Source organism: Streptomyces sp. NBC_01723 (assembly GCF_036246005.1).
GTDB lineage: Bacteria > Actinomycetota > Actinomycetes > Streptomycetales > Streptomycetaceae > Streptomyces.
The window spans coordinates 1-21,854 of sequence record NZ_CP109171.1 but is presented as its reverse complement, the minus strand read 5'-3'; the positions used below and the strand labels follow the sequence as shown (position 1 = coordinate 21,854).

The 21,854-nt window shown below is 73.6% G+C and carries 16 protein-coding genes; 11 read left to right on the top strand and 5 right to left on the bottom strand.

Annotated elements, in window-relative coordinates; all coding sequences use genetic code 11:
* Window positions 1-29: 29 nt before the first annotated feature.
* The 9 genes from OIE75_RS00080 to tpg all read left to right on the top strand — a co-directional run bounded on the left by OIE75_RS00080 (window position 30) and on the right by tpg (window position 11,738).
* Window positions 30-1,973 (top strand): condensation domain-containing protein, encoded by a 1,944-nt coding sequence (locus tag OIE75_RS00080; protein ID WP_329468883.1) that lies wholly within the window; start codon window positions 30-32, stop codon window positions 1,971-1,973.
* Complete coding sequence (locus OIE75_RS00075) at window positions 1,970-2,104, top strand: hypothetical protein (RefSeq protein WP_307017629.1); 135 nt, start codon at window positions 1,970-1,972, stop codon at window positions 2,102-2,104. The genes OIE75_RS00080 and OIE75_RS00075 overlap by 4 nt, the downstream gene beginning before the upstream one ends.
* Entirely contained in the window at window positions 2,104-4,086 is a 1,983-nt protein-coding gene (locus tag OIE75_RS00070) for an FAD/NAD(P)-binding protein (RefSeq protein WP_329468881.1), read from the top strand. The genes OIE75_RS00075 and OIE75_RS00070 overlap by 1 nt, the downstream gene beginning before the upstream one ends.
* Complete coding sequence (locus tag OIE75_RS00065) at window positions 4,083-5,510, top strand: lyase family protein (protein WP_307017633.1); 1,428 nt, start codon at window positions 4,083-4,085, stop codon at window positions 5,508-5,510. The genes OIE75_RS00070 and OIE75_RS00065 overlap by 4 nt, the downstream gene beginning before the upstream one ends.
* Window positions 5,511-5,643: 133 nt before the next feature.
* Window positions 5,644-6,414, top strand: coding sequence for a thioesterase II family protein (locus tag OIE75_RS00060; RefSeq protein WP_329468880.1), 771 nt, complete (start codon window positions 5,644-5,646; stop codon window positions 6,412-6,414).
* A 10-nt stretch (window positions 6,415-6,424) separates the two neighbouring features.
* Entirely contained in the window at window positions 6,425-7,690 is a 1,266-nt protein-coding gene (locus tag OIE75_RS00055) for a beta-ketoacyl-[acyl-carrier-protein] synthase family protein (protein ID WP_307017638.1), read from the top strand.
* Window positions 7,687-8,934, top strand: a complete 1,248-nt coding sequence (locus OIE75_RS00050; RefSeq protein WP_329468877.1) for a ketosynthase chain-length factor — start codon at window positions 7,687-7,689, stop codon at window positions 8,932-8,934. Before OIE75_RS00055 ends, OIE75_RS00050 begins: the two co-directional genes overlap by 4 nt.
* A 131-nt stretch (window positions 8,935-9,065) precedes the next feature.
* Complete coding sequence (tap, locus tag OIE75_RS00045) at window positions 9,066-11,174, top strand: telomere-associated protein Tap (protein WP_329468875.1); 2,109 nt, start codon at window positions 9,066-9,068, stop codon at window positions 11,172-11,174.
* A gap of 6 nt (window positions 11,175-11,180) precedes the next feature.
* Complete coding sequence (gene tpg, locus OIE75_RS00040) at window positions 11,181-11,738, top strand: telomere-protecting terminal protein Tpg (RefSeq protein WP_307017644.1); 558 nt, start codon at window positions 11,181-11,183, stop codon at window positions 11,736-11,738.
* Between the two features lie 37 nt (window positions 11,739-11,775).
* Here the strand turns inward: tpg and OIE75_RS00035 are convergent, their stop codons facing one another.
* Window positions 11,776-13,149 (bottom strand): helix-turn-helix domain-containing protein, encoded by a 1,374-nt coding sequence (locus OIE75_RS00035; RefSeq protein ID WP_329468873.1) that lies wholly within the window; start codon window positions 13,147-13,149, stop codon window positions 11,776-11,778.
* Window positions 13,150-13,365: 216 nt separating this feature from the next.
* Here OIE75_RS00035 and OIE75_RS00030 point away from each other — a divergent pair, with 216 nt between their 5' ends.
* Complete coding sequence (locus OIE75_RS00030) at window positions 13,366-13,986, top strand: hypothetical protein (protein WP_329468872.1); 621 nt, start codon at window positions 13,366-13,368, stop codon at window positions 13,984-13,986.
* A 68-nt stretch (window positions 13,987-14,054) separates the two neighbouring features.
* On the opposite strand, the gene OIE75_RS00025 is transcribed toward OIE75_RS00030, so the two are convergent.
* Window positions 14,055-14,261 carry a hypothetical protein gene (locus OIE75_RS00025; protein ID WP_329468871.1) on the bottom strand — a complete coding sequence of 69 codons (207 nt, stop codon included), beginning with the start codon at window positions 14,259-14,261 and terminating at the stop codon, window positions 14,055-14,057.
* Between the two features lie 6 nt (window positions 14,262-14,267).
* Window positions 14,268-15,527, bottom strand: a complete 1,260-nt coding sequence (locus OIE75_RS00020) for a hypothetical protein (RefSeq protein ID WP_329468870.1) — start codon at window positions 15,525-15,527, stop codon at window positions 14,268-14,270.
* A 514-nt stretch (window positions 15,528-16,041) separates the two neighbouring features.
* On the opposite strand from OIE75_RS00020, the gene OIE75_RS00015 reads away from it, so the two are divergent.
* Entirely contained in the window at window positions 16,042-16,800 is a 759-nt protein-coding gene (locus OIE75_RS00015) for a hypothetical protein (RefSeq protein ID WP_329468869.1), read from the top strand.
* 167 nt (window positions 16,801-16,967) lie between these two features.
* Here the strand turns inward: OIE75_RS00015 and OIE75_RS00010 are convergent, their stop codons facing one another.
* Window positions 16,968-17,141 carry a hypothetical protein gene (locus OIE75_RS00010; RefSeq protein WP_329468868.1) on the bottom strand — a complete coding sequence of 58 codons (174 nt, stop codon included), beginning with the start codon at window positions 17,139-17,141 and terminating at the stop codon, window positions 16,968-16,970.
* A 151-nt stretch (window positions 17,142-17,292) separates the two neighbouring features.
* Entirely contained in the window at window positions 17,293-19,854 is a 2,562-nt protein-coding gene (locus tag OIE75_RS00005; RefSeq protein WP_329473903.1) for a DEAD/DEAH box helicase, read from the bottom strand.
* Between the last annotated feature and the right edge of the window lie 2,000 nt (window positions 19,855-21,854).

The following is a 21,854-nucleotide window of genomic DNA, read 5'->3' as shown; positions in this document are numbered from 1 at the left end:
GTCCCGCCGCCGACCACCGGGAGACCGACATGAGCGACCGGGTCGCACTCGGCCAGGTGCACGCCGCGCTCGTCTCCCTGCCCGGGGTGCGGGACGCGGCCGTCGGCCTGGCCGGACACGGCCCGGACGGCCCGCGGATCGTCGCCCACGTGGTGACGGGCACGGCGCCGGCCGACCTGCGTGCCGCCCTGGCGGCGCGGCTCCCCGCCCACCTGGTCCCCGCCCGCTTGTACCGGGTGCCGCACATCCCCCTGCGCGCGGACGGCAGCACCGACCGGCCCGCCCTGGCGCACCTGACCTCACCGGAGCCCGAGCGCGCGCGTGAGCCCGATCCCGATCCGGGGCCCGATCCCGATCCGGGGCCCGATCCTGATCCGGGGCCCGGGCGCGAGCCGGTGCCGCCGCGTGCGCCCGAGCCGGACCCGGTGCCGCCCCGTGAGCCGCAGCCGCTACCGGCCACCGCCCCCACACGCCCGGGGGAGTCCCGCCACCACCCCCCAGGCCACCCCCCAGGCCACCCCTCAAGCCATTCCCCGGACCACCCCGCCCCCACCCCTCACCCTCCACCGGCCACCCTGCCGCTCACCCCCCACCAGCACACCCTCCTCCTGGACGCCCTCGCCCACCCCGACCCCGGCCGGCACGTGGAGCAACTGCACTGGCGCTGGCGCGGCCCCCTGGACACCGAACGGTTCACCGCCGCCTGGCAGTCGGTGGCCGACCGGGAGACCGTCCTGCGCGCCGCCTTCGACTGGGAGAACGGACCACGCCTGCTCCTGCACGCACACGCCGGCATCGAAGTCGTCCGGCATCCGGCCGGCTCCGTCGGCTTCCAGCACCTGAGCACACGCGACCGCACACGCGGCTTCGACCTGCGCCGCCCGGCCCTGCTGCGCCTGAACCTCCTCGACGACAGGGCCCCCGCCGGCGCCGGCCACCACCCGGGCGTGCGGGTGCTGCTCACCTTCCACCACGTCATGCTGGACGGCTGGAGCGTGGCGGTCCTGCTGCAGGAGTTCTACCGCGCCTACCTCGCCGGCGGCCGCCTGCCCGGCGGCGAACGGCGCCCCGACATCCGCGACTACGCACGCTGGCTCGCCCGCCAGGACACCGCCCCCGCCCGTGACTTCTGGTCCCGCGCCATCACCCCGGGCACCGCCCTGGTCCTGCCCGGCGTGCCGGGACCGGCCACCGGCCGGAACGGGACCGGCCGCAGCGAGGCCCGCCTCGGCGCCGCCCAGGCCGGCCGGCTGCGCGCCTGGGCGGCGTCCTGCGCGGCCACCGAGGCCGGCGCGCTGCAGGCGGCGTGGGCCCTGCTGCTGTACCGGGCGGCGGACGCCACCGGGCCCGCCACGGTGGGCTTCGGCGTCACCGTGCCCGGCCGCGGCATCGCCCTCGACTCCGTCGAACGGCTGCCCGGCCTGCTCACGAACACGCTGCCCGTGACCGTGCGGGTCGACCCCGCCGCGCCCGTCACCCGGCTGCTGGCCCAACTGCGCGACGCGGCCCTGGACATCGCCTCCTACGAGTGGGTCTCGCTCGGCCAGGTCCACCGGTGGAGCGGGTGCCGCGCAAACGAGGAACTCGCGCAGAGCGCCATCGCCGTCGAGACCCTGCGGCCCGGCCGCGACGACCTGCGCTCCGCCCTCGCCGCCCAGGGCATCAGCGTCACCCCACCCCGCCCGGCCGGCGCCCGGACCCTGTTCCCGGTCACCCTGTCCGCCCGCCGCGGCACCGACGACGGCCTCGTCCTGACCGCCGTACACGACCGCTCCCGGATCGCCGACGCCGACGCGTCGCGTCTGGTCGGCCAGTGCGCCCGGCTGCTGCGCGAACTGCCCCGACTGGGGGGCGGCACGGGCGGCGTGGCCGCCGCGCTCGCCGCCCTGGCCGGCCAGCCGCGGGTGCGGATGGCCCAGGCACCCGCCGGGCCCGCTTCCAGTGAACCGACCCGAGGAGAGCCCCGGCCATGACCACCCCCCGTCGGCGCCGCACCCCGGCCCACGCCCCCGGCCACCCCGCCGCCGGCCGGACACCCGCCCCCGCCCCCACCCCCGTGCCCGGATCCGAGGACGCGTCCGTGCCCGGATCCAAGGACGCGTGATGAACACGCAGCACCTGCGGATCGCCCTCGTGGGAGCCGGCCCCCGCGGCCTGTCCGTACTGGAACGGATCTGCGCCAACGAACGCGCCGCCCCCTCACCCCGCCGGGTCACCGTCCACCTCGTGGACCCCGCACCGCCCGGCGCCGGACAGGTCTGGCGCACCGACCAGTCACGGCTGCTGCTGATGAACACCGTCGCCTCCCAGGTCACCGTGTTCACCGACCCCACGGTCACCATGAAAGGACCGGTGGAACCCGGCCCCGACCTGTACACCTGGGCCCGCTCCCTGGCCCGGACCGCCACGCCCGGCGGCCCCTTCGACGACGCCACCCGCGCCGAGGCACACGCCCTGGGGCCCGACGCCTACCCCACCCGCGCCTTCTACGGCAGCTACCTGCAGGACGCCTACCGGCGCATCAGCCGGCGGGCGCCGGCCCACTGCCGCATCGTCGAGCACCGCACCCGCGCCGTCGCGCTGCGCGACCAGAGCGACGAACCCGGCGGCCCCCAGATCCTCACCCTCGCCGACGGCACCCGCCTGCGCGGCCTGGACGCCGTGGTCCTCGCCCAGGGCCACCTGCCCCGCCGCCCCGGCGCCCAGGAATCGGCCTGGACCCGCACCGCCGCGGAACACGGCCTGACATACGTCCCGCCCGCCAACCCCGCCGACCTGGACCTCGACACCATCCCACCCGGACAGACCGTGCTGATGCGCGGACTCGGCCTCAACTTCTTCGACCAGATCGCCCTGCTCACCCTCGGCCGCGGCGGCCGCTTCGTCCGCCGCCGGGGCCGCACCGTCTACCTCCCCTCCGGCCGCGAGCCACGCCTGTACGCCGGCTCCCGGCGCGGCGTCCCCCACCACGCACGCGGCGAGAACCAGAAAGGCCCCAGCGGCCGCCACGAACCACGCCTGCTCACCGCCGCCGCCATCGACCGGCTGCACCGCCGCCGGCGCGAAGGAGAACCGGTCCGCTTCACCACCCACCTGTGGCCGCTGATCTCCGCGGAAGTCGAGAGCGTCTACTACGAGACACTGCTGCGCACCCGCCACCGCACCCGCCAGGCCCCCCACTTCGCCGCCGCCTACCTCACGGCCGCCACCGCACACGAGCGCGAACACGTCCTGGACACCCACGGCATCACCCCCGCCCAGCGCTGGGACTGGGACCGCATCCAGCACCCCGCCCGGGGACGGCACTTCGCCGGCCGGGACCAGTTCCAGCACTGGCTCCTCACCCACCTGGACCAGGACATACGCCAGGCACGCGCCGGCAACGTCGACGGACCGCTCAAAGCAGCCCTCGACGTCCTGCGCGACCTGCGCAACGAAATACGCCTCGCCGTCGACCACGCAGGCCTGGACGGCGCCTCGTACCGGGACGAACTGGCCGGCTGGTACACCCCCCTCAACGCGTTCCTCTCCATCGGCCCGCCCGTCTCACGCATCGAGGAACTGACCGCACTGATCGAAGCCGGAACCGTCCGGCTCCTGGGACCGGGCACCCACGTGTCCCTGAGCACCGGCGCACACGGAGCCCGAGCCGCGTTCGTGGCCGGCGCCGGCCAGGTGAGCGCCGCCCCCGTCCGCGCCGGCGTCCTCATCGAGGCCCGCCTGCCCGAACCCGACCTGCGCAACACCGCCGACCCCCTGCTGCACAGCCTGCTGACCACCGGCCAGGCGACGCCCTACCGGATCAACAGCACCGGCGGCGCCTGGGAATCGGGCGGCCTGGCCGTCACCACCCGCCCCTACCACACCGTGGACGCCCAAGGCCGCGCCCACCCGCGGCGCTTCGCCTACGGCGTCCCCACCGAGTCCGTGCACTGGGTGACCGCGGCCGGTATCCGCCCCGGCGTCGACTCCGTCATCCTCGGCGACTCCGACGCCATCGCCCGCCACGTACTGCGCCTCGCCCCCGCCCGGCCCGCCACCCCCCTGCCCGCACCCCCCGCCGGCCTGCTGGAGAGGACACCATGACCGAGCACGCACCCCCCTTCGACGGCGGCCCGGACGCCGGACTGTTCTCCCCCGTACGGGCCGGCACCCCCGTCGAAGAGGCCGTCGGTGAAACGGCCTGGCTCCAGGCGATGCTGGACGCCGAAGCGGCCCTCGCCCGCGCCCAGGCCGCCCTGGGCACCGTCCCGCACTCCGCGGCCCGCGCCATCACCCGCGCCGCCCGCGCCGAACGCTTCGACCCGCGCGCCCTCGCCCTGCAGGCGCGACAGACCGCCAACCCGGTCGTCGCACTCGTCGCCGCCCTGACCGAGGCGGTGGCGGCCACCGACCCGCAGGCCGCCGAATACGTCCACCGCGGCTCCACCAGCCAGGACATCCTGGACACCGGCACCATGCTGATGTGCCGCCGGGCCCTGGACCTGATCCTCACCGACCTGGACCGCACCGCCGCCGCCCTGGCCCGCCTCGCCCGCCGGCACCCGCGGACCGTCATGGCCGGCCGCACCCTCACCCTGCACGCCGTCCCCACCACCTTCGGCCTCAAGACCGCGGGCTGGCACCGCCTGGCCGTCGACGCCGCCGACCGCGTCCGCGCCGCACACCGCGGCCTGCCGGTCTCCCTCGGCGGAGCGGCCGGCACCCTCGCCGGATACCTGGAGTTCGCCGGCCCCCAGGCCCACCGGGCACCCCACCGCGACTATCCGCAGCAGCTCGTCACCGCCTTCGCCACCGAGACCGGCCTGGCCCGGCCCGCCCTGCCCTGGCACGCGCTGCGCACCCCGGTCGCCGACACCGCCGCCGCCCTCGCCTTCACCACCGGCGCCCTGGGCAAACTCGCCGCCGACGTACAGGTCCTGACCCGCACCGAGATCGCCGAGGCCGCCGAGCCCGCCGCCGCGGGACGCGGCACCTCCTCGGCCATGCCGCACAAACGCAACCCCGTCCTGTCCACACTCATCCGCAGCGCCGCCCTGCAGGTGCCCCTGCTGACCGCCGGGCTCACCCAGTGCCTGGTGACCGAGGACGAACGCTCGGCGGGCGTGTGGCACGCCGAGTGGCTCCTGCTGCGCGAGGCGCTGCGCCTGGCCGGCGGCGCCGCCCACACGGCCGCGGAACTGGCCGCCGGCCTCACCCCGGACCCCCAGCGCATGCTGCACAACCTCCGCCTGACCAAGAGCCAGGTGGTCAGCGAACGCCTGGCCGCCCTCCTGGCACCCCGCCTGGGCCGCACCCGCGCGAAAGACCTCCTGGCCCACGCCTCGCTCACCGCCCACCAGCAGCAGCGCCCCCTGCTGGACGTTCTGGCCACCCTGCCGGACGTCACCGCGCACCACACCGTGGAAGAACTCGAAAAGCTCCTCGACCCCACCGCCTACGTGGGCGCCGCACCGGCCCTGACCGCCCACGCCCTGACCGCCCCCACCCCGCCCCCGCCCGCGGAGTGACACCGGCACACCGCGGCAGCTGCCGCCAACACCCGCCCGCACGTGGCCGATTCAAGCCGTGCTCCAGGCACGTCGGCGAGGCTCAGCACCAGCCCACACGCTCCCACCACGGCGACCGAGGAGGTGCGACACCATGCCGGACGGCACACCCCTCACCCTCTACTGCCTCGCCCACGCCGGCGCCGGCGTGTCCGCCTTCACGCACTGGCCCGCCACCACCGGCCCCGCGGTGCACGTCGTCCCCCTCCTGCTGCCCGGACGCGGCGCCCGCCGCCGCGAAACCCGCGCCACCACACGCGCCCAGCTCCTCGAGGCCCTCCTGGGCCCGCTGGCCGAACAGATCACCGACGGCCGCCCCTACGCCCTGTACGGACACAGCCTGGGCGGCGTCGTCGCCCACACCCTCACCCGCGCACTGCTCGACCTCGCGCTGCCCGCCCCCGCATTCCTGGCCGTCGGCGCCAGCCCCCCGCCCCACGCCGCCACCCCCCACCACGGCGAGCTGAGCGACACCGACCTGCTGCGCTTCGCGAGCGACCTCGACGCGGCACCCCACGGCCCCCTCGCCGCCCCCGGCAGCCTCTGGTACCGCACCGTGCTGCCCGTACTGCGCGACGACCTCCTGCTCGCCACCGCCCTGCGCACCGCCGCGCTCGCCGACGCGGCACACCGCCCCCTGCCCGTGCCCGTCCTGGCCGTCGACGGCCACAACGACCCCGTCGTCGGCGCGGCCACGCTCGACGGCTGGGCGCGCTGGACCACCGGCCGCTTCGTCCGGCGCACCGTCCCCGGCGGCCACTTCTTCGTCCGCGGCCCGCACGCACCCCGGCTGATCGGGCGCGCCTGCCGCGTGGTGCGGCGCACTCGGCCCGTACCTGGGCTCATAACTGGAGGACAACTGTGAGGGACAACCGATGAGGCGGGTCGTCATCACCGGCATCGGGGTCGTGGCCCCGGGCGGCGTGGGCACCCGCGCGTTCTGGAACACGCTGACCGCGGGCCGCACCGCCACCCGCGGCATCACACTCTTCGACGCGAGCACCTTCCGCTCACGCATCGCCGCCGAAGCGGACTTCGACCCCGCCGCCCACGGCATCGGCCCCGCCGACGCCACCCGCCTCGACCGCGCCGCCCAGTTCGCCCTCGCAAGCGCCCGCGAAGCGCTCGAGGACAGCCAACTGGCCGGCGTCCTGGACCCGGTGCGCACCGGCGTCACCCTCGGCAGCGCCGTCGGCTGCACCACCGGCCTCGACACCGAGTACGGCGTGGTCAGCGAAGGGGGCAGCACCTGGGAGGTCGACCACACCCGCGCCGTCGCGCATCTCTTCGACTACTTCGTGCCCAGTTCCATGGCCGCCGAGGTGGCCGGCGCCGTCGGCGCCCAGGGCCCGGTCTCCCTGGTCTCCACCGGCTGCACCTCCGGCATCGACTCCGTCTGCCACGCCGTCGACCTGATCCGCGAGGGCAGCGCCGACATCATGGTGACCGGCGCCACCGAGGCACCCATCTCCCCGATCACCGTGGCCTGCTTCGACGCCATCAAGGCCACCAGCCCCCGCAACGACACCCCACAAACCGCCTCACGCCCCTTCGACCGCTCCCGCAACGGCTTCGTCCTCGGCGAGGGGTCGGCCGTGCTGGTCCTGGAGGAGTTCGGGCACGCCCGCCGCCGCGGCGCCCACATCTACGCCGAGATCGCGGGATTCGCCGGCCGCAGCAACGCCTACCACATGACCGGCCTGAAGTCCGACGGCGCGGAGATGGCCGAGGCGATCCGCGCGGCACTCGACGAAGCCCGCCTGGACCCCACCGCCGTCGACTACGTCAACGCCCACGGCTCCGGCACCAAACAGAACGACCGCCACGAGACCGCAGCCTTCAAACGCAGCCTCGGCGACCACGCCTACCGGGTCCCGGTCAGCTCCATCAAATCCATGATCGGCCACTCCCTCGGCGCGATCGGCTCACTCGAGATCGCCGCCAGCGCCCTGGCCATCGAGCACAACACCGTGCCCCCCACCGCCAACCTGCACGAGGCCGACCCGGCCTGCGACCTCGACTACACCCCGCTGACCGCACGCGAACAGCGCACGGACACCGTCCTCAGCGTCGGCAGCGGATTCGGCGGCTTCCAGAGCGCCATCGTCCTGACCCGGCCGCGACTTGAGGAGGCGGCATGACCACGGCCACCCTCGACCGACCCGCCCGGCGCGCCGCCACCGGCGCCACCACCGGCTCCGTCGTCACCGGCATCGGCGTCACGGCCCCCAACGGGCTGGGCACCGAAGCCTGGTGGGCGGCCACCCTGCGCGGCGAAAGCGGCATCCGCCCGCTCACCCGCTTCGACGCCTCCCGCTACCCCGTACGCATCGCCGGCGAGATCCCCGGATTCGTCGACGAGGACCACCTGCCCAGCCTCCTGCTGTCGCAGACCGACCGCGTCACCCGCCTCTCCCTGACCGCCGCCAAGGAAGCCCTCGACGCCTCGGGCAGCGACCCCGCCACCCTGCCCGGCTACGGCGCCGGCGTCGTCACCGCCTCCTCCGCCGGCGGCTTCGAGTTCGGCCAGCGCGAACTGCAGGCCCTGTGGTCCAAGGGCGGCCAGTACGTCAGCGCCTACCAGTCCTTCGCCTGGTTCTACGCCGTCAACACCGGCCAGATCTCCATCCGCCACCAACTGCGCGGCTCCAGCGGCGTCGTCGTCGCCGAACAGGCCGGCGGCCTCGACGCCCTCGCCCACGCCCGCCGCCAGATCCGCAAAGGCGCCCGCCTGATGGTCACCGGCGGCGTCGACTCCGCCCTGTGCCCCTGGGGCTGGGCCGCCCACCTCGCCACCGGCCACCTCAGCACCACCGCCGACCCCGCCCGCGCCTACCGGCCCTTCGACGCCCGCGCCGACGGCCACGTCGTCGGCGAGGGCGGCGCCCTGTTCGTCCTGGAGAACGCCACCGCCGCCCGCGAACGCGACGCCCCCGTCTACGGCGCGTTCACCGGCTACGCCGCCACCTTCGACGGCCCCGGCACCCCACGCCTGGCCGACGCCGCCCGCCTGGCCCTCACCGACGCCGGCCTGGACGCCGCCGACATCGGCGTCGTCTTCGCCGACGCCGCCGGCACCCGCACCGCCGACCGCGCCGAAGCCCAGGCCCTCGCCGCCCTGTTCGGCCCCCGCGGCGTCCCCGTCACCGCACCCAAGACGATGACCGGCCGCCTCCTGGCCGGCGGCGCCACCCTCGACACCGCCGCCGCCCTGCTCACCCTGCGCGACCAGATCATCCCGCCCACCACCGCCACCACCCGGCCCGCCGCCGACTGCCCCCTCGACCTCGTCACCACCCCCCGCGAGACCCGCGTCCGCCACGCCCTCGTCCTCGCCCGCGGCCGCGGCGGCTTCAACTCGGCGGCCGTCCTGAGCGCCGTCTGACCGGACCGGCCGCCGGAACGACATCCCCCGCGTTCCGGCGGCCTCCCCGGCGGGTTAAATCCAGGGGTAAACACGTCGGCGAATCGGAGGGTAACGAATGCTACGGTGACCGGCGGAGGTGACCGGGTTCCATGCCGACGGAAGAAGAGCTGTTCGCGGCCGTTGACACACTGCTCGCCGGTGAGCCGCACCTGCCCGCCCCCGCCGAGCGGGCCCGCCTGAGAGAGAGGGCCGGCATCACCCAGGCCCGCCTCGCCCAGGTACTGCAGACCACGGCGCAGACGGTGAAGAACTGGGAGTCCGGCCGCGCCGAGCCCCGCCCCCCGCGGCGCCAGGCCTACCAGCGCCTCCTCGACGGCTGGGCACAGCAGTTCCCGCCCGCCGGCGCCCCCGAGGACACCCTCACCCCCGACGCCCCCGAGACTCCCGACGGTGCGGACACCGCCGCCCCCACCCCCACCGCCCCCACCCCCACCGCCACGGCACCCAGCCCCGCCCCACCCGCCACCGCCCGGCGCTTCGAACACGGCCCCCTCGCCGTCATCGACGCCGAGACCGGCCCGACACAGGCGTACTGCGTCGACGGCCTGGTCCTGGACGTGCCCGCCAAGTCCCTGCCGGCGCTCGTCGACTGGGCCCTGACCGAGGCCCGGCTCGGCCAGGCCCGCCTGCACGCCCACGGCCGCGACGCCGACCCCCTCCTCGTCCTCACCCCCTCCGCCCTGCGACGCTACGGCCTGCCCACCACCCTGACCGACGACGAACGCCGCAACGGCCGCCTCCCCGACAGCCACCGGACGGTCCGGCAACTGGCCCGCGCCGACTGGAAACTGACCCGACGCGGCCTGGGCCCCTGGGCGAGGATCTACCGCCCCGCCGACGGAGCGCGCCGCCACTGCGTCCAGCTGTGCATCCCGGCCTGGAACGCCCTGGACGCCCGCGAGTGGGACGACCGCGACACCCCGCGGCTGCCCACCATGCACCCGGCCGACCTCGCCCGCTACCTCACCACCTACGCCCAGCGCGTGATGACACCGCGCGGCACCGCGGCGGTCACCGGCCTGGAGCTGATGACCGCGCTGCACCCGCCGACCCGCGCACAGAAGGACCCCGCCACCGGCGAGTTCACCCGGGCCCTCAACGACGACGCGCTCACCGCGGTGCACGAGGCGGTGGAGTGCGAGGTCCCCGACGAACACCCCCTGCTCAAGGGCCGCTTCGCCCGCCACCACCTGCGCACCCCGGCCGAGATGCTGATGGAGGAGCCCTACGACTGGTGCCGGCCCCTCACCGACGAGGAGTGCATGCGGCCCTACCTGGTCGCCATCGACATCAACATGTCCTTCGCCGCCGCCGCCAACGGCCTCACCGTCGGCCTGGGCGGCCCCACCCACCGCACCGGCAACCCGCCCTTCGACCCCTCACTGCCCGGCTCCTGGCTGGTCGACCTCTCCCACGTCGACCTCTCCCGCATCCAGATCAACGGCCGCACCATCGACGCCGGCCGGCTCCCCTCCCCGTTCACCCCCAAAGGCGAACACCCCACCGGACCGGCCTGGTACGCCACCCCCACCGTCGCCTACGCGGTGGAACTCGGCTTCGAGGTCGCACCCGTCGAGGCGTACGTACGCACCCGCAACGGCCGCTACCTGGACGCCTGGTACAAGCGGCTGCGCGACGCCTACGTCGCCACGATGGCCGACCTCGGCGTCACCACCGGCATGGACGGCGCCGAGTTCCTGCGGGCGATGGCCCGCTCCCGGCACGCCGACGCGGCGCCGGCCCTGCTGGCCGGCGCCATCAAGGCCACCGCGAAGGGCGGCATCGGCAAACTCCGCCAGCGCAGCCGCGGCCAAGTGCCCCACTACGAACCGTGGCCGGCCCTGCAACGTGAGACGTGGCGCCCCGACATCCGGGCCGCCGTGCTGGCCAACCAGCGCGTCGGCCTGCACCGCAAACTGATGAAGACCGCCGCCGCGGCCGATCTCTACCCGGTGGCGATCGGCACCGACGCCGTCGTCTACCCCTCACCCGGGCCGTCCCCGCTGGACGTCCTGCCACACACACCCGAGGGCCGGCCCCTGCCGGGCACCTTCCGGCTCGGCATCTCCCCGGGCATGGTCAAACACCAGGGCACCCGCACGGTCCTGTGGGCCGAGGAGCAGTTCGAGCAGCAGGGCGGCGTCTTCAACATCGCCAACCACGTCAAGAACGATCCGCCCACCGGGGAAGGGGAGTAGCCGACGATGACAGACCCGGTCGGGGACGGCCTGGACCGCTCCCTGGAGGCAGCCTTCACCCGCCCCCTTCCCCGCAGCGCCCAAGCCCGGATGAGGTACCTGGTCAAGCAACTCAAGGGCACCGGGGCCGTCGCCCGACTCCTCGGCGTCTCCCAGCGCACCGTGGAGCGCTACGTCAAGGGACAGCTCAAACGGCCCCGCCCGGACCTGCGCGACCGCATGGAACGCGAGGTCAGAAAGCGCTGGCAGCCGAAGGTGCGGCAACGGGCCAGGACAAAGGCGTCCACCACAGACGGCCTGATCCTCTCCACCCGGGCCCGCTTCGGCTTCACCGCGGCTCCCGGCACCACGGACGACGCCCGAGTCCGCGACATCACCCAGGCCCTCACCCCCCAGTGGGCGGACCGCCTGTTCACCGCCCGCGACCAGGGCGCCACCGAACAGCAGCTCCAGCGCATCGCCGCCGAGGGCCTCGCCGAGATGTACTTCCGCTACAACAACACCCGCGCCCACGGCCTGGGCGTGGAGTTCACCGACATCGACCGGCTCGACATCGGCCTGTAGCGCCCGGCCCGGCCCGCACGAACCCGGGGCCCCGCTGCTAGCTGTAGGGCCCCCACCGGCGGTTCAGGGTGTCGTACGTGTACCGGGGCAGGCCCTCGATGGCGCTGGTGCGAAACGGGCGGCCGCCGTCGTCGATACGGACCGTGCCGGTGCGGCCCTGGGAGGACCAGTCCAGTTCCAGGTACCAGCGGCAGTCGCACGCGCGGGTGCCGGCGGTGACCAGCAGCACTTCGGGGTCCGTCGCGGAGACCCGGTAGGGCATGCGCACGGCCGGGATCGGCGTGCCGGAGTCGTTCCCGGCGACCGCACGGGCGAGGGGGCGGTCCTTGTCCAGGTCCACGGCGAAGGACCGGGGTGTGACGGCGCCGCCGCAGCCCTGGTCCATGGCGTAGGCGCTGCCTTCGGCCGGCGCGGTGCGTCCGCTCACCCGCACGCGCAGCGCCTCCAGCACGACGGCGGTGTCGCTGCGCCCCTGCACCGTCAGCTGCACGAGTGTCTCGCCGCCGTGCACCGCCCCCTGCGTCGCCGCCCAGGGCGCGGCGTCCTGCGGGGCGGGGGGAGGGGGGACCTGGGCGGGCTCCTTGGCGATGACGTAGTCGTGCCCGCAGCCGAGTTTCCAGGCCTGGGAGTTCACGGACCAGGCCAGCGGCAGGCGGGCGGGCTGCCCGCCGCCGCCGGCGGTGGCGGACGCCGCGCCGGACGGGGCCGTGGTGGCCGGCTTCTTCCCGGGTGCGGTCGGCTGCGCAGAGCGTGCGGCGCCGGGGGTGCGGCTCGCGGGGGGCGAGGTGCTCGGCCGCTGGGATGCCCCGGTCCTTGCCGTGCTGGAGGCGGACGGGACGGCTGCCGCCCGGGCGGGAGTGCCGGCGGGCGCCCGCTGCCCGTCCGCCAGCGCGGTCAGCGCCCCGAGCGTCGCGAGCACAGCACAGGCGCAGGCCAGTGCGGCCACAGCACGTCTGCGGCGGTACCACGGCCGGCGCGGCGGGGACAGCGCGGACCCCGCGGGCGCGAGATCCGGTCCCGCGGCCGTGGCACCCCCGCCGGCCCCGGCCGCAGGACCCGGCCCGACGGCGCCCTCCACCGCGGCGCCCGCACCGTCCTGCGCCGCCTCGTCCGCGGCATCCGCTGCGTGAGCGGTGCGGGGCCGATGGCGGGCCGCCACGGCCAGGAGCCAGCAGCGGTGAAGTTCCAGGCGCTGTTCGGGCGTTGCCCCGCACAGCGCCGCGAAGCGTTCCACGGGCGCGAAGCCGAGCGGCACCGCGTCGCCCGCGCAATAGCGGTGCAGCGTCGAGGTGTTCATGCCCAGCCGGCGGGCCAGCGAGCCGTAGCTGCGGTCGGTGCGCTCCTTCAGCGCCCGCAACTGCGCCGCGAACCGCGCGACCTCACCGCCGCCTTCGTCGTCCTGTGCCGACACAGGTCCCCCGTCCTCGTTGCGACCCACGCCCCGGCCCGGGACGGCGTCCCAGGCATCCGTGTACCTGCACGTCAGCGGGGCTGGGATGGTTCCACCGTGTCCGGTCGCCGGCGGGCTGTTGCACCCGCCCGCCGCCCGGGCCGATGCTCTGGGTGGCGCACCGGCCGGGCCGGATCCGGCCGCCGTCCACGCACTCGTCCCACGGGGGGAACACCCATGTCCATGCGCATCCGAACGGCCGCCGTGACCGCCCTGGCCGCCGCCCTCACCGCCGGCGCGGTCCTGACGGCACCCGCCGCGACCGCTACACCGAAGACGCCGGCGCCCGCGTTCCTGTCGGCGTCCCAGTTGCCGCCGCACCCGACGTCGTCCTGGACGGCCGGGCCGGTCACCGAAGGCTTCCCCGAACAACTCGACCTGTGCGTCCACACGGAGGGCGTGCCCTCCTACGACTACCGCCACCGCACCTTCCGCACCGACCTGGACACCGGCGCCGTGCAGCTGACCGTCGTCGCGGACACGGCCGCCCACGCCAAGGCCCTGGCCAAGCACTACGACGACCTGATCCGCACCTGCGCCGACCGCATCGAGGAGTCCTCGCCCGACACCGTGGCCGAGGGCCGCGACTTCGGCACGCTGCCGGTCGAGGAGGGCGCCCGCGTCCGCGGCCTGCACACCGAGACGTCCTGGGGCGCCACCGACATCGCCCTGCTGTCGGTCGGACGGGACAACAGGACCGTCACCGTCGTCCAGTGGGCACAGCTGGGCGACTTCACCGACGCGCCCGTGGCCGCCTTCAAGAAGACCACGACCCGGGCCGTCAACAAGCTGTACTGACCGGCCCGCCACCCCAGAGCCGGGTCCGTCCTCCCGCCACGGGGGTCGGGAGGACGGACCCGCCCCGCTCACCCCGCCCGGGCCGTGTCCACCACGAGCCAGCGCTCCGCGGGGTGGCGCACCGCGTCACCCGCGTAGCCGAGGAGGTGGTGGACACGGCCCGGCTCGCCCGCCACGACGTCCTCCAGGACGAACGTGTTGTCCTCGGCGGCCGGGACCGGCGGCAGGCCGGCAACCCGGCTGCCCTCCATCCGCCGCACCGTGACCTGCTGCACCGTGACCTACGACGCCCCGGCCAGGGCCGGCCCCTCCGGCTCCAGGCGTCCGCTCACCCTGAACGGTCCCGCGGCGACGGCCGGTGAGTGCGTCACGTCCGCGAACCTCGACGGGGCCAGGGCCTGGCGCGTGCGGATCGTGTGCAGCCAAAACCGGCTGCCCGCCTCGTCGGAGGTCACGACGAAGAGCTGTTCGCCGTCCCCGGAGAACTCCATGCCGCGCGGGACGACGCGCCGGCCCGCGGCCTCGTCCTCGAAGCTGATGCGCAGCGGCTGCCGCCCGACGGCCGGGTCGGCGAACGCCAGGGTCAGGTCGGCCTCCTCGCCCGACGCCGCGCCGCCCTGCGCGAACCACGTGCCGTCGGGGCTGAAGGCGACGGCCGTGGGCGCCACGCCCTGGGGCAGGGGCGCGTAGGGGTTGTCCAGGAAGCGGGCGTCGCGACCGCCGAGCAGCACGGTCCCCCTGTCCCCGTCGGCCACCGCGAGGACGGAGCCGTCCGCGGAGAAGGAGGCGTCCCGGAAGTCCATGCCCGGGCCGGTGCCGTCCTCGGTGAAGCGGCGCTCGCCCAGGAACTCCAGCACGCCGCCGTCCGCCCCGTCCGTCACCCGGTAGATCCCCAGGTCCGGGTCGTCGCGCGGATCCGTGCGCTCGGGAGCGGTCACCAGCAGTGCGCCGGGCCCCCCTTCGAGATGGACCGGGGAGCCCGTGTACATGACCGTGCCGGCCTCGCCGCCGGCTCTCGCGGCGACGTTGACCGTGCCCAGCCCGCCGGCGCACCCTGCGGGTGACTCGGCGGGCCGGCTGGTGAAGAACAGCCGGCCGCCGGTGTGCACCAGTTCCCGCCCGCACCCGTCGGCCGGCGCCGCGACGGGGCCCAGTCGCTCCAGGATCCCGCTGCGGTGCGAGAAGGCCGCGATGTGGCCGGCCTGCCCGGCGTAGACCGTCGAGCCGTCCGGCTCGACCGCGACCCCGGACAGCGGAGCGTCCGGCCGCGCGCTCGCGAGGGCAGGCCCGGTGCCCGCGTAGAGCACGCCGAGCAGTTCACCCTCGCGCGACCCGTCCGGTAAGACCCGGTCGCCGGCGATCCACACCCGCCGGCCGGCGTCGTCCACCGTCATCTGCGTGAACGTCGCGGCCGCCAGCTCCATCCCCGGCCCGGCCGGCACCACCACCTCCCCGGCACCGTCTGGGGCGGCCGACGCTGCCCCGGTGCCCGCCGTCAGCGCGGCCCCCGCCAGCACCCCCGCCAGCAGCACCCCCGTCATCCGGCTGCTGCCTCTTCCCCACGTGTTCCTCAACGCCGATCCCCCCTGTTGCCGGCAGCGCCACCCCGGACTGGGCGACGCGCGTACGAAAACGAAAACGCCGTCAATGATCTGAGAAAGCCTGCAAATTGTCATAGCCGACTCACACCGATGTCCAAGCGGCACAACGGGTCTGCCTCCGTTGACGCGAAGCGGGGGCGGCGTGGGTTCAGGCGCCGACGGGCTCGTTGGGCGGGGCACCGGTGGCGACGACGGCCGTCCCCCCCCGAACCGCCCAGCCACTGGGGACGGTAGCTCGCGAGCCGGCGCGGCCGGACGCGTCGACGCCTTCCGGACGCACTTGGTGGACCCAACTGCATGGCACCTGCAGACGAATGTGCGTACGATCCGTACCTTCGCATACACATTCGCTTGCGCATTCGCATGCGGTGATGCTGAGGGTGGGGATGTACATGAACAACGGCTACCGCAGATCCGTGCTGCCAAGTGGCGCCTGAAGAGCCGTCTGGGGGCCTTGGCGGCAGCAGGCCTGCTTGCCCTGATGCCGCTCGGCGTGGCGCACGCGGACGAGCCCAACCCGCCCGCCACACCGACCGAGCAGGGCATCGCAGGCGGCAGCGGCGTCGGCTGCGCCAAGGACGAATCCACTGCGGGCACCATCGGCAGCCCGCAGCCGCGGCTGACCGCCCGTGTCCACGGCGACACCGACAACTCCCAAACGGCCGGCCTACGAGCCGACTTCACCGTCGACAGCCGAAACGCGGACGGCTCATGGACACCAGTGACTGCCACACTGGCGCCCTCCACGGGCTTCGTGGACGACGGCACGGTCGTCACCGCCACCCTGACGACGACTCTCTCCCCAAACACCCTCTACCGTATGAACGCCGTCACCCGGTCCTATACCGGCAGCCAGTACACGGTCTCGGCCGCCACCGCATTCTGCTACTTCACGGTGGATCCGACGGCCCCGCTGGCCCCCAGAATCATCTACGGCGGGCCCTACACCGAGTGCACCTCCACCCACTGCACTGCCCACGGCGGCGCGGGCATCCCGGGCACCTTCACCCTCGCCCCCGCCGATGGAGACTCCCCGATCATCGGCTACCGGTACAAATTCAGGACCGACGCCACATGGACACACGTCTCCGGATCCTCGGCGACCATCACGTTCACCCCGCCGTCCCGCACGTTCGAGACCCTGGAGGTCGCGGCACAGGACACATTGAGCCGGTACGGGGCCAGCACGACCACCTCCTTCATGGTCGCGTAACAACGACCCACACTCCCGGCGCCGGCTCCCCTCCGCAGGGAGCCGGCACCCAACCGAAGACCATCGCAGACAAGGGCCGGCCCCCGACGCGGCGAAAGCGAGCACCCGGCACCACGACTGAGCCAGGCAACTGCACCCAGGCGAAGGGAGCCCGCGTCCCTCACCGATCAGGACAGATCGACACCCAGCCGGATCTGACTGTCCGCGGTGGCCACGATCGTCTCGCGGACGCTGCGGGGCCCCCAGCCCAGTACCAAACTGGCCTTCTCGTTGCTGATCACAGAGATGCGGCCGTGCAGGACTGCGGCGTCCAGCAGGAGCTCAGCGGCCTGGAAGGGCAAGGACTGGCCGCCCTTTCGCCGAACAGACGAGACGGGAATGCCTCCGGCCGCCGGTAGACGACCGTGAGCTGCTATGCCCCTACCTGGCCGTACAGATGGCCAGAACACCGCGGAAGCGCACGGGTCCGCTCTTTGGGCGGAACGTCACGGCTTATGCGAACGGCCGGGAGGTCGACCTGAGGCGCAACGACCAGCGCATCCCGATCACGGACAGCTGCTCCACCCGCTCCGGCGACAGCGCCGCGGCCCTGCTCCGCTGATTCCCGACCCATGCCCCCAGCCGAAGCTCCCGCTCCTCCCACTCCTCGCCGCTGTCGCCGTCTCCGCAGATGACGATCCGCTCGACATGCTGCCTCGGGACTCGAAGGTGCCCCTCGCGCTCGTAGAACTGCTTGGCGGCGGCGTAGTTCATCGCCCACTTGTCGGCCTGCGTACGGCGCGGCCGCGGCTTCTCGCCCTCGCTCGCGAACTCGATCCCGAGGATGTGCTCACACATCCACTGCTGGACGGTCGTGAGCTGGTCCCACCCGAGCCGCACCGACTGCACCCACCGCCCGAGGTCCTCGCCCTGGCGCACGGCCTCGCCCGCCTCGGTGGGCAGCGTCTCACCCGCGTCCAGGTGCATCCTCACCAGGTGGAAGCAGCGCTGCCACGTCACCGGCCAGCTCGGGCACCAGGACGCGTCGATCTCCTCCAGCTGCTCACGCCGCTCGTCCGACAGCGCCCCGGCCAACGACTGAACCGGCAGCCCATCGGCACGCCGCTGCTCGATTTCCTGAGCCTTCCGAGCGGCGGCCCGCGCGTTTTTCAGAAAGATGCCCACCCGATACCCCTGGAAGGTGGCGTCCAGCGGGGCCAGGAGGTGGCCGTGTTCGGCCGCCCACCCGCGCGCGGCGGACAGGCCCTCCTCCCACGCGACGTCGAAGTGCGACCAGATCATGCCGAGCTTCTCCAGCTGCGCGACGCGGTCCTCATCCATGTCACCGCGGGCGTAGAACCTGCGCGCGTCGGCGGTCCACTGCCCGAGCGGGAACCCGGCGAGCGAGGCCGGCCACCCGGTGGCTTCCGCCTCCTGGTCGTCGACGGCGGGCACGCGGAACGTGAACGGCACCTTCAAGTCGCCGTGCACGCGGGCGTAGATGACGGCGGCCTCCACGCCGCGCCGCCAGTGTTCGTGTTCCGGGTTGAGGACTCGCAGGTTGATGAACGCGGCGAGGGCGGCCGGGTCGCGGGGCGTGGAGAACTTCAGCAGGGCCTTGGCGGGGGCACTGACGCCTCCGGAGCCCTCGCCGTTCCCACCCGCGCTCTTCCCGCTCTCATCCCTGCTGACGGGCTTGTAGCGGCTCGGGGCCTGCTGCTCCGCGAGGCTCTCCACGATCCGCGCGTCGTGCGCCCGCAGCGCCTCCAAGAGCTTGGCGAGCCCGCCGAACGCCCGGGAGGTGAGCATGTTGTCCGCCGTCTCGCCCGGCCCGAGCAGCACCGGCACCACGAGCGACGCCATCTTGCCCTCGCCCGGCTGCATCCGCAGCGCTCGTCCAACCGCCTGGACCAGGTCGGGCATCGAGCCGCGTACGTCCGCCCAGTACACGGAGTCACAGCTTTTGGTGTCGACCCCCTCGCCCAGAACCTTCACCGAGCACAGGAAGCACTTCTCCACCACGGTCCCGTCCGTGGCGATCCCGGCCGCGAACTCACCCAGCAGACGCCGCCGGTGGAGCGGCTTGTGGTCGCCACACAGCCAGTCCGCCCAGATCGTCTTGGAGTACAGCTCGGGGTCGCTGGCGTGCAGCTGCGCGGCGACGTTCGGGAGGCCGGCCGCGAACGCTTCGGCCTCCTTGACGACGTGGTGGAAGACGAGCGTGCGCCGGAAGTTCTCCTCGGCCGAAGCCTTCACCAGGGCGGTCTGCAGAGCGGCGAGCCGGGCCCCGCGGACCTCTGCCGAGCGGCCTTCGGCGCCCAGGAGCTGCGCGGCCTGGAGGGCGGTGTCGGTGACGTCCACGCATACGACCTGGTAGGGGGCACAGATTCCCCGGTCGATGGCCTCCGAGAGGGTCAGGGTGAACGCCCTGCTGCCGAAGAGGCCCTCGGGGTCGTCTTCCATGCTCGCGACCAGCTCGCCGGGTGCGCCGGCCTCGTCCTCGTCCCCGAGCTGCCACAGCCGGGGCGTGGCCGTCATGTAGAGGCGGCGCAGGGACGGGATCTTATGGTTGTCGTGGACGACCGCCCACGGCTTCCCGATCCGGCCCGAAACACGGTGGGCTTCGTCCACGACGATCAAGTCCCAGGCCGCGAGGCCTCCGGCGTGGGCCCGCTCCAGCGTGCCCAGACCGAGACTGGCGTACGTGGCGTACACGGTCACCTTCTCCAGGCCCCGCGTCCACTCCACCAGCTCGTCCACGTCCGTGGTGTTGGGGAAGGACACCTCCTCACCCCGCAGCGAGGACACCCCGATCGTCGGCCCCCTACGGCCCCCCTCCCGCCACGCGGCCTCGGTCTGCGCCAGCAGGTCCAGCGAGGGCACGAGCACCAGCACACGGCCCGCATGGAGCTCCTCCGCGCTGTGGGCCGCCACCAGAGTCTTCCCGGACCCGGTCGCCATGATCACCTGCGTTCGAAGCCCTCGCTCGGGCACACGCGATCTTGCAGGCAATTCGAAGGCACGTAGTACCGAGTCCACGGCTTCCCGCTGGTGAGGGCGGAGTTCCTTCACGATCTTTTCGCCCTCCTTCTCATGGCGACCATGCCTGCACGGTGTGCCGTGGAAAGCTGCATGTAGATTGGTTGTCCCGGTAACCAGAGCGGTGCCAGCACCAGCCAGTCGGAAGAAGTCGGGACGCGGACATCGGAGACAAGACCGATGCTACCAGTGCTGCCAATCCACTCCAGAGCCTATCGGCGATTAAAAATGAAGCACACTGCCCTTACCGGTGGGAAGTGAGGCCAGGGCAGGAATTGACTGTCGGCGGGTAGCCGAAGCCTATGAGTCAGTCCAGGTGGCGAGGTCAACATCCGCTCCCGGCCCGAACGGTGAAGATCCTTCGATTCGGGCGCTGGTTCCACGCAGCGTTCGCGTTGCTGTGGTGCGCGCTGCTGATCGACAGGGTCGTGGGCGATGAAGGTACGGCAGCGGTCGCGTGGGCGGCTGCGTGCGCAGCCATGTTCTTGGCGTTCTTCCTCGGCACTCTGTGGACCCTCCACCGTCACCGACAGGAAGAGACGATACGGCTCCGGCACTAGCGTCCGGTGCCCCCTCGTATGAGAGATGACGGTTGATGCGCCCGCTGCCTGGGGGTAGCCGATAGGCATGGCAGACCATACATACCGGTTACATGAGGGCCGGGCCGAGACGCTCCGGACGATGCGGTGGGTGCAGCTCGCAGTGGCTGCCCTCATGCTGGTCTGGTTCGGACTGGCATTGCGGAGGGGGGGGAGTACGGGCCCGCGGGCTTCAATCTGTGGTTCCCGGGGGCCTGCGCGTTTATCTGGCCGGCCCTCGCGGCCCAGAGTTTCACCCGACCGAAACGCCATCAGGACGCGATTCAGACAGATGACGGGAGCCCCCTGTAGCCGCTCGGATCGGGTGCGGTGCTCGTTGGGCGCGTTCCGGGGTAGCCGGGGTGGCATGCGGAGACGGGAACGGCTGGCCGGGTGGTGGTCTCGGCAATGGGTGCGCTGGACAACTGCTGTGGCCGTGTGGCTTGTCGTTTGCGGGGCGTCCGCGGTGGTGTGGCGCGCCGTTACAGGCAAGACGTGGCTCGACGCGCTTGTCTTCGCGGTTCTCGTGGCCGTGGTCAATGTGGTGGCGCAGTGGATGGCGAGCCGGGCCAAGAGGAAAGCAGCAGCGCGTGACGGCTGAGTGAGCCAAGCCCCGCGCTCCGTGCCCTTGCTGCTCGGGCCGGCCCTTTGTGGCGCACAGTGCTCTGAAAGCCATGAGTCGTTGTACTCATGCGTGGCGGTCTTCCCGCGCGTCACACTGCCTTGACCGTGACAGACCATCAGGAGGGGCAGGCGTGATGAGTGCGCGTAGGACCGTAGCAGTGGCGTTGTTGGCGGCTTTCGGGGCGGTGGGTGCAGGGGCGGTGCCGGCCGCGGCGGATGGTGGTCTTCTTCCTCATCCCGGGCCTGAGGGCTTGGTGTGGGTGCAGGAGTGGACGGGTGATGGCGGGGTCGCGTCCGGTGGGGCATGGGAAGGGCTGCCGACCGTGCTCACGGTGGCCTGCGAAGGCGGAGGCAGTGCGGCGGTGACGATGGAATCGCAGCAAGCACGCGTGGCTGAGTTTACGGTGGACTGCCCTGCCGGCAGCGCGGGTGTGGGCTCGGTGACCATGGACCCCGGGGTCGTGCAGCGAGGTTCTTTCACTGTGGGCGTTGACGCCTCGAATGACAGTGTCCGCTGGGCTCTGACCGTGACCCAGCCCGAGTAGAACCGCCCGCCCCAGCCCCTTCTCCTCGCCGCCCGGGCCGCAGGCCCGTTGCCGCATCCCGCGCAGCGGGCGCGGCCAGGTGGCTGGAGCGCAGCGGAGGCCACCCCAGCAGGGCCGTAGGCCCTGCGCTCTGGGAGCGCAGCGGACTGAGCGTCACCGGCCCGGCGCAGCCGGGCCGGTGAGTGGGACGCGCAGCGTCCCGCTCCGCTCCGCTCCGCGGGAGCGGAGCGGGAGCGCAACACCCGCGCGCAGCGCGGGTGTTCGCTGCACATCGCGCAGCGATGTGGCA

Bases quoted from the DNA above. Each gene is read 5' to 3' on its own strand.
- OIE75_RS00080 (WP_329468883.1), top strand. From the start codon at position 30: ATGAGCGACCGGGTCGCACTCGGCCAGGTGCACGCCGCGCTCGTCTCC.
- OIE75_RS00075 (WP_307017629.1), top strand. From the start codon at position 1,970: ATGACCACCCCCCGTCGGCGCCGCACCCCGGCCCACGCCCCCGGCCAC.
- OIE75_RS00070 (WP_329468881.1), top strand. From the start codon at position 2,104: ATGAACACGCAGCACCTGCGGATCGCCCTCGTGGGAGCCGGCCCCCGC.
- OIE75_RS00065 (WP_307017633.1), top strand. From the start codon at position 4,083: ATGACCGAGCACGCACCCCCCTTCGACGGCGGCCCGGACGCCGGACTG.
- OIE75_RS00060 (WP_329468880.1), top strand. From the start codon at position 5,644: ATGCCGGACGGCACACCCCTCACCCTCTACTGCCTCGCCCACGCCGGC.
- OIE75_RS00055 (WP_307017638.1), top strand. From the start codon at position 6,425: ATGAGGCGGGTCGTCATCACCGGCATCGGGGTCGTGGCCCCGGGCGGC.
- OIE75_RS00050 (WP_329468877.1), top strand. From the start codon at position 7,687: ATGACCACGGCCACCCTCGACCGACCCGCCCGGCGCGCCGCCACCGGC.
- tap (WP_329468875.1), top strand. From the start codon at position 9,066: ATGCCGACGGAAGAAGAGCTGTTCGCGGCCGTTGACACACTGCTCGCC.
- tpg (WP_307017644.1), top strand. From the start codon at position 11,181: ATGACAGACCCGGTCGGGGACGGCCTGGACCGCTCCCTGGAGGCAGCC.
- OIE75_RS00030 (WP_329468872.1), top strand. From the start codon at position 13,366: ATGTCCATGCGCATCCGAACGGCCGCCGTGACCGCCCTGGCCGCCGCC.
- OIE75_RS00020 (WP_329468870.1), bottom strand. From the start codon at position 15,527: ATGACGGGGGTGCTGCTGGCGGGGGTGCTGGCGGGGGCCGCGCTGACG.